The sequence below is a fragment of the Enterococcus sp. LJL90 genome, from assembly GCF_056924355.1.
This window is the reverse complement of sequence record NZ_JBXPBQ010000026.1, coordinates 1-7,432: the sequence shown is the minus strand read 5'-3', so window position 1 is coordinate 7,432 and position 7,432 is coordinate 1. Positions and strand designations below refer to the sequence as shown.

Here is a 7,432-nt window from a genome sequence, read left to right as displayed (position 1 = left end):
GTTCACACTTGGCGCAACTTTCTCAAATTGTTAGTAGGATTCGCCTGAAATTTGCTCGATATGGATTTACAGAACAAAGTATCGAAACACACTGGAAAAAAGGCTATAGAGTTTCAGACGAAATAGAACCATTTAACAATATAAATTGAAAAGAGAACCTGTTTTGGGATTTTATCCCAAAACAGGTTCTCTTTTTATTTAGTTTATATAAATTTTGCAATTTTATATAGATTACTCGCGGAGAAATTAATAAAGGTGAAACATTTTCTTTAGTGGGTGAATCAGGCTCAGGTAAAACAACTATAGGACGTGCTGTTGTGGGTTTGGACAGTGTGACCCATGGGAATATAATATTTGATAATAAAAAGATTAACCAAAAATTGTCCAAAGAATACATGGAAAGTAAAATTGGTGTTAGTATCAAATCTTAGACAGCTTTTCATAGAGACAAGAATAAATTAAACTTATCTACGAGAGGATCAATTTTTATGACCCGATATGAAGAAAATTTTAAACAGATGATTGTTGAACTGAATCAAACTGGACGTTCTGTTCGAGGTTGGCGAAAGAATATGGCTTATCTGAAGCAACGATTTACAAATGGAAGAATTTATATTTACCTGATCAGTCCACAGGACTGACTGGAAAAGAAGTGGCTGAACTGAGAAAAGAAAATGCTCGTTTGAAAGAGGAACTTGAAACCTTAAAAAAAGCCGCAGCCATATTCTCTCGGAAAACCTAAATTCGCTTGTTCAATTTATTGAAAAATGGTGTAAGGATTACACTGTTTCTTTGTTGTGTCGGTTATTAGAAATCCCTGGAAGTGCCTATTACTTTTATAAGAACAAACCATTGACAGTTACAGAAATCAGAAATAATAATGTAAAGGGCCACAATAAAATGTAGGAAAAAAGGCATTGAAAATGTAGGTTTTTGGCCATTAATAATTGTCTATTTAATCCAAATTTCATTATAGAATCTGGTCTAACTTGACTAGAAACCTTCTAAAGGTGTGATGTACGCCTTTAAAAATCCTGAGCGGAAAGGATGCGGCTCAGTCAAAGGCTATCACACCTTAGTTCCAAGTAAAGTTATACCTAATATAGTGTTATTAAACGTACCTACATCTAATCTGCTTTTCATTGGCCTAAAACCTACATCTTTTTTTGGCCTTTTACACCCTACTAGCAAACGTCAATCTAAATGAGTTTGATTGGTGGGCAACAAATCAGTGGGAAAATCGACACTGTGAAGAGATCCAGAATAAACATAACCTAAATGGATCAGGAAAACATGGGACATCACTACAGAAAGCTAAGAAGCTCAACCAAGCTGAAGGAATCCTACTTGGTACGATATGCGGATGATTTCAAGTTGTTCTGTGTAAACCAAAAAACAGCGTGGAAAATATTTTACGCAACAAAAAAGTGGCTAACAACACGATTGAAACTTCCTATCTCAGAAGAAAAATCGAAAGTTACTAAACTCAAAAAACAAGATAGTGAATTTCTGGGTTTCACAATAAAAAAGATGCGGAAAAGAAACAGGAACATTATGCGCTCGCATATCTCACCCAAGGCGTTGAAAGTTATAGAGTATCAATTAAAAGAACAGATCAAGAGAATCCAAAGAAATCCTAACAGCCAAAAAACAATTGGGGAAATCAGAAGATACAACAGTAAGGTCATTGGAATTCACCAATACTATAAAATAGCGACGTGCATATCCATTGACTTAAAAAAAGTTCATTATAGGTGTCTTCTCCTGATGAAAAATTGATTGAGTAGGAACGGACTAACTAAAAAAGGTAAATACATGGGAAAGGATAAAGGGATTACTCCTTATGCCCGTTCACCAATGATGCGATATTTACAGAGACAATCACTACTACCTATTGGACTAATAAAAACTAAGAATGCATTGTTCAAGAAAAGAAGCATTTGTAAATATACAGAAGCTGGCAGAAAAGAAATGCATACTGAACAAAGTAGTGCGTCAAAACTTAAATTAGTTATTCTACGCAATCTACCAATCAAAGGTACTAGAGGAACAACCGAACTGAATAATAACAGAATCTCATTGTTTATAGCTCAAAAAGGATTGTGCGGTATCATGGGTCAAGAATTAGATATTCATGATATGCACTGTCACCATAAAATACCCTATCGTCTTACTAAAGATGACTCTTACAGCAATCTCGTATTATTAGGCTCTCTCCCCCACCGTTTTATTCACGCAACAAAGAAAGAGACAATTAGAAAATACATGAACATAATCAACCCTAATAGGGAACAGCTTGAGAAACTAAACAAGTTACGAGAGATAGTAGGAAACAAAAAAATATTTCTTAATTAGATAATTGTATCCAGTAAGGATAATTAGGTAAAACAGCACAAAGGATTGAAGAAAAATGATGAAATGTACTAAAATGATGGAACGCCGTATGAGGTGAAAGTCTCACGTACGGTGTGGACTGGGGGAAAAACTGGCGATAACTTCAAAGGTTTACCTATCGGTATTGCTTGCAAAAATCGGAATGGATATTGAGGCAAAACATACGCCCGATATGTTTGCTGAGTGGCGTTATGAGGACGTTCCAAAAAAATTGTGGCCAATCTCCCCCTTTCTGAATTTTGGGGAATTGGTCGAGGTTATGAAAAGCGATTGAATGACCGTGGTATTTACTCAATGGGAGACCTGGCAGCTTATAATCCTTACTTTTTAAAACAAAGTTTAGGTATGTTAGGCGAACAATTATATGCCCATGCATGGGGCATTGACCGGACAAGCTTCAAACAGCCTCTACCAACACTAAATAAGGCGAAAAGCTATGGAAATAGTCAGGTTTTACCCCGTGATTACACGGACAGGGAAACGTTGGTAGTTTTACGAGAGTTAGCCGAACAAGTAGCTAGTCGCTTGCGAAAACACAATGTTCAAACAAAGTGTGTCCATTTAGGGATTGGGTACTCCCGAAATTGACCTGAAGGCGGCTTCTCACATCAACGGAAAATTGAGCCAACCAAACAGTCTAAACCACTAGTTTCTCAAGTTCTGTGCCTTTTCAAAGAGTTTTACGTCGATGGTTGCTTTATCAGGAACATATCTGTCACGTATAGCTCTTTAATGGACGCTGGAGCCTTTCAATTTTCGTTATTTGAAGAACCAGAACAACAGCTTACTGCATATGAATTAGATACAATCGTTGATTCTGTTAGAGAACGTTTCGGCTTCCCTTCCCTCGTCCATACAAGCTCGCTACTGGAAGCAGGAACAGCAATTGACAGGGCTTCTCTAGTTGGTGGTCACGCTGGAGGGAATGCCAGATTACATCAAGGAGGTGCAAATAATGAGTATTGATGACGGTTTAGCAACAGAATTTTTCAGAACGTATGATGATAGAGGCTTGCTGAAGTATTTAGGATTTTACCTATCCGATCATACGGCTGCCCCTTCTGAAGACCTGGGCGCACGACGAAAAGCAATTGAAGTGAAACCTCAATCAGAAGAAATTGAGATAAATGAAATTATAGAGTTGGCTTATTTGAAAGATTTATACGTGTCAGTGCAAATGAATGAACGAAATGAAGCGAACCAGTTTCAAGAGGATGTTATTGGCAAGATAATTGGTTCTGATGACTTGAATATTTTTATTGGAAAGCCCCCTATTCCATCTGGACAAATCAGACACATTGAAATCTTTAAAGGATAAAACATATTACTTAAGGAGGAACGTCTTTGACTTTAACTACCGATGTTTATGAAATGATAAAACGAAACAGCTCAGTTGACGTTATAAATCCGGAAACTGGAGAAAGTCAAATCGCATATGACAAGAAAACTTTTGAGGTCTTGCTGGCGTTTGAAGGGATTACATTTCAGGAATTTATTTCTTATGGCAAAAACAATTGTTAGGCAATATTACCAGTAATTAAAGTATATGTTATGCCTAAATTATATAAGGTATAAGTTATACCATAATTAGTATTTAGTAGTTGATGCTTGTCACACATGAATGTATAAGCGTTCAATACTTTAAACAGAAGATTACTATTTAAGGTATATGTTTAATATTAAAGTATAACTTATACCTAATAAAGCCTTATGAAATAAGTGTTTTTGTCCGGAATTAAAATATACTTTAATCTTTGACTTTGGACAGTATTTAACTTATACTTTAATTGCAAAAAGAAATAGGAGGGGTATTATGGCAGCAACTACTTATACTGTAGGTAATTTCAAAGGTGGTGTCGGCAAAACAAAATCAGCCACGCAATTAGCATATGATAATGCAAAGTTTAAAAATCGAAAGACTTGTTTAGTAGATATTGATCCGCAGGCGAATGCAACAAAAATAATGGCAAAAACTGGTAATGTGAGAGAAATAAAATCTACAATAACTGATGCACTCCAATCAAATGATATTTTGTCTTGTGTAGTAAATATTGATGGTAATTTGGATTTAGTTGCTTGTGATACTCGTTTTAGAGCCTTTTCAAAATATGTCAACTCATTTGATGATGAAAAAGAAAAAATTCAAGTGCTTGCCAAGTTATTAGCTCCTTTAAAAGAAATCTACGATGATATTTTTATCGATGTACCGCCAACAATAAGTGAATATACTGACAATGCAATGGCGGCGTCAGATTATACAATCATTGCTTTCCAGACAACGGATGAATCATTTGATGGGGTGAAAAAGTATGTAGGCTACCAACAGTATATGGTTAAGACGTTTGGAATCAAGTTGCAGATTATCGGTATTGTTGCTTGTATGATTGACCCTGATGATGTTCTAGATGAAGATATTTTAAAGGAGGCTAAAGCCCTTTATGGGGATAATGTTTTCAGCAACATAGTAAGATTTCAGAAGAGATTGAAACGCTATTCTCGTGAAGGAATATATATTAAAAAGTATAAAAATGGAAATTATGACCAATGGGATTATCAAGCACATAACGTATTCATTCAAATACTGAATGAGATGGAAGCCAGAAGAAAATTTTTGGAAGCTAGAGTGAGAATGTAAAGGAGTGGTTTAGTTGACAAAAGAATCAAAAAACAGAACAGCATTTGATACAACAGGTGATTATGACGGCCATTACGAACCACTTTTAAGCGGAGAAAATGAATTTGGAAATGATGGCTTTAATAGTTTGATACTTGATAGCAAAAATGATACAGGTCAAGCTAACATGCAAGGTACCAATGGGAATCGTGGGAGACCAAAAGTAATAACTGATGAAAGGCTTAAGGTTACATTTCCTACAAAGATATCCCCTGCTTTAAACGTAAAATTAAACAACTTAAAAGGGTACATGTCAGAGTTCAGTGAGACAACAAGTAGAATAAGTTTTAATAGTGTTGTAGATCAGTTAGCAGAAAGCTATATTGAGTCACAACTACCAGCAACGAAACAAAAGATTTTGAGAGAACAAATCAACCAGGATTTTGAAGACTTGAAAAAATAAATTTTTAAAAACTTTTCCAAATATAAAGTATAAGTTATACCGTATATATTGGTATAAAAAGTATAAGTTATACTTTAAAAATTAAGGTATAACTTATACTTATGAAAAAAATTGTATTTAGAGACCTTGTAAGCAAAGGATTAGTGAATTACTAGTGAAGTACTAATGTTTCCAAGCGTCGTTTTATTTAAAGTATAAGGTATAAGTTAATTAGTATTTAAGATATAAGTTATACCATATTAATATAGGTATAACTTATACCTTAAATGTTTTTGAGCTTGAGTATAGTTTTTATAAATGTTATATTAAAAAAAAAAGACAAGCAAAACTATGAACGCCAATTCATAACTTTGTTTTGTCAAACAAGTGTCTTTTCTTTGTTGATAAATTAAATCTGTCGTTGGACTTATTTTATCAAATTTTGAAAAAAAATTCAATACGAAAAGGCTTATTTGAGTGCGAACTCATTTAGATTCGACATGATTTTAAGCTTTTTTTAAAGTTGAGGACACTGTGTTATTTGGTGTCCTCTTTTTTGTACTCAAAAACGAAAGGCGATGTTCCTATGCAAATCCAAGAAGTGTATTCTTTGTTTTTAAAGCAAGGCATTCGACAATACAAATACAAAAACAGCAAGATCAAACCGATTGACTACAAACCGGATGGAAAAAAAGGTGCTATATTCGGTTTCCGGTCAAAAGAGAAAATGGCCGCCGGCCGTGGGGTTATCTTGACTTCAGAAGAAGCCATTTTAGATAACTTGGATGGCTTTACGCATTGGACACCGAACGTCTATAGTTTTGGAACCTATGCTGACAAAGAAAAAAGCATTGTCAAAGGCCATTCTGAAGACAATTTGAAACAAATCAACACGTTTTTAATCGACATCGATGTTCCTGAAGGGGACACTCTCTCTGAAAGACAAATCATCAATTGCTGCATCAACTCAGATTTTGGTTTCTTACCAACGATGATTTTGAAATCCCCAGGGGGATACCAGATTTATTTTGTACTGGAGAATGCGTGGTATATCTCGAATAAAGACAACTATGGTTCCATTCGGATTGCAAAAAGAATATCAGAGAACCTGCGGACTTTTTTTGGGAAATCTCTGCCTGTCGATTTTTCATGCAACCATTTTGGTATTGCTAGAATCCCTCGGACAGACAACGTTGTGTTGTATCAACCACACTTTGTTTACCCTATGCAGCAATGGATTGACTGGTCTATGACATTTGCTCCGGCAAAACCTAAACGTAAAAATTCGGCCGGATTACGAGTTTTGAAAGATAAATTAAGAGGACAAGTTGATGAACCATGGGTGAAAATCCTCCTTAACCGCAAAGAAATAAGTGGCACTAAAGGCGTGATTGGGCGCAACAATGCTTTATTTACGTTAGCTTTGGCCCACTATGCTTCAGGAATCAGCTATCAAGAGTGCTATGATTTTCTTGACGAGTTTAATAGTTTCCAGCTGGCAAGCCCTTTAAGCGAAAAAGAGTACACTCGAACAATCAAAAGTGCCTATTCAGGTAAGTATCAAGCTGCTAGCCGAGTAGTTATCCGCCGGTTAGTGACCAACTGGACATCAGAAACCTTTTCTGACGCTCAGTTGTTTGGCACAAGCAGCTGGTATAAGTTTAAGAAGCCTAGAGAAGAACGTCAGAACAGTCATTTTGACGAGTGGGCGGCTGATTTGCTGGCTTATTTGAGTAGGCAAAGTTATGTTTATAAACCGGTAATTGAAATAACGAAGAAAGAAATTCTGAAAGACTTAAGTATCCCTGCGAGATCACTTGACCAGGTATTAATTAATCTAAAAACAACCGGACAAATTTACTTAAAAACAAAACGTGGCCGTGGCGGAGGGATTCAAGTTTCTACCCGGTCTGCGCTTATGCAAACCTTAATTCTTGTGAAACAGGAAGTGCAGCAAGCCTATCGTAAATCGATTTTAGCCC

10 protein-coding genes and 1 pseudogene are annotated in these 7,432 nt (G+C 35.7%); all 11 read left to right on the top strand.

The annotated features are described in order from the left end of the window. Positions 1-245: 245 nt before the first annotated feature. A pseudogene (locus AC1Z3S_RS19615) lies at positions 246-410 on the top strand (ATP-binding cassette domain-containing protein); the annotation flags it as partial. A gap of 149 nt (positions 411-559) precedes the next feature. Next, complete coding sequence (locus tag AC1Z3S_RS19610) at positions 560-742, top strand: transposase (RefSeq protein WP_461741775.1); 183 nt, start codon at positions 560-562, stop codon at positions 740-742. A gap of 536 nt (positions 743-1,278) precedes the next feature. Continuing rightward, on the top strand, positions 1,279-1,779 hold the full coding sequence (locus tag AC1Z3S_RS19605) for a reverse transcriptase domain-containing protein (RefSeq protein ID WP_461741774.1): 501 nt from the start codon (positions 1,279-1,281) through the stop codon (positions 1,777-1,779). 36 nt (positions 1,780-1,815) lie between these two features. Then, positions 1,816-2,355: an HNH endonuclease gene (locus AC1Z3S_RS19600; protein ID WP_265460433.1), complete on the top strand. Its 540-nt coding sequence runs from the start codon at positions 1,816-1,818 to the stop codon at positions 2,353-2,355. 252 nt (positions 2,356-2,607) lie between these two features. Further along, complete coding sequence (locus AC1Z3S_RS19595) at positions 2,608-2,982, top strand: DinB/UmuC family translesion DNA polymerase (RefSeq protein ID WP_265460434.1); 375 nt, start codon at positions 2,608-2,610, stop codon at positions 2,980-2,982. 144 nt (positions 2,983-3,126) lie between these two features. Further along, positions 3,127-3,360, top strand: coding sequence for a hypothetical protein (locus AC1Z3S_RS19590; protein WP_461741773.1), 234 nt, complete (start codon positions 3,127-3,129; stop codon positions 3,358-3,360). Beyond that, positions 3,350-3,712: a hypothetical protein gene (locus AC1Z3S_RS19585; RefSeq protein ID WP_461738583.1), complete on the top strand. Its 363-nt coding sequence runs from the start codon at positions 3,350-3,352 to the stop codon at positions 3,710-3,712. The genes AC1Z3S_RS19590 and AC1Z3S_RS19585 overlap by 11 nt, the downstream gene beginning before the upstream one ends. A gap of 26 nt (positions 3,713-3,738) precedes the next feature. Beyond that, positions 3,739-3,915, top strand: a complete 177-nt coding sequence (locus tag AC1Z3S_RS19580; RefSeq protein ID WP_265460436.1) for a hypothetical protein — start codon at positions 3,739-3,741, stop codon at positions 3,913-3,915. Positions 3,916-4,207: 292 nt separating this feature from the next. Continuing rightward, a complete protein-coding gene (locus tag AC1Z3S_RS19575) occupies positions 4,208-5,029 on the top strand; it encodes a ParA family protein (protein ID WP_265460437.1) in 822 nt (273 codons plus the stop codon). A gap of 13 nt (positions 5,030-5,042) precedes the next feature. Further along, on the top strand, positions 5,043-5,471 hold the full coding sequence (locus tag AC1Z3S_RS19570; RefSeq protein ID WP_265460438.1) for a hypothetical protein: 429 nt from the start codon (positions 5,043-5,045) through the stop codon (positions 5,469-5,471). Between the two features lie 565 nt (positions 5,472-6,036). Beyond that, a partial coding sequence (locus AC1Z3S_RS19565) for a primase C-terminal domain-containing protein (RefSeq protein WP_461741772.1) occupies positions 6,037-7,432 on the top strand: 1,396 nt, incomplete at its 3' end.

Coding starts and splice junctions, on each gene's coding strand:
- AC1Z3S_RS19600 (WP_265460433.1), top strand. CDS start 1,816: ATGGGAAAGGATAAAGGGATTACTCCTTATGCCCGTTCACCAATGATG.
- AC1Z3S_RS19575 (WP_265460437.1), top strand. CDS start 4,208: ATGGCAGCAACTACTTATACTGTAGGTAATTTCAAAGGTGGTGTCGGC.
- AC1Z3S_RS19590 (WP_461741773.1), top strand. CDS start 3,127: ATGGACGCTGGAGCCTTTCAATTTTCGTTATTTGAAGAACCAGAACAA.
- AC1Z3S_RS19585 (WP_461738583.1), top strand. CDS start 3,350: ATGAGTATTGATGACGGTTTAGCAACAGAATTTTTCAGAACGTATGAT.
- AC1Z3S_RS19605 (WP_461741774.1), top strand. CDS start 1,279: ATGGATCAGGAAAACATGGGACATCACTACAGAAAGCTAAGAAGCTCA.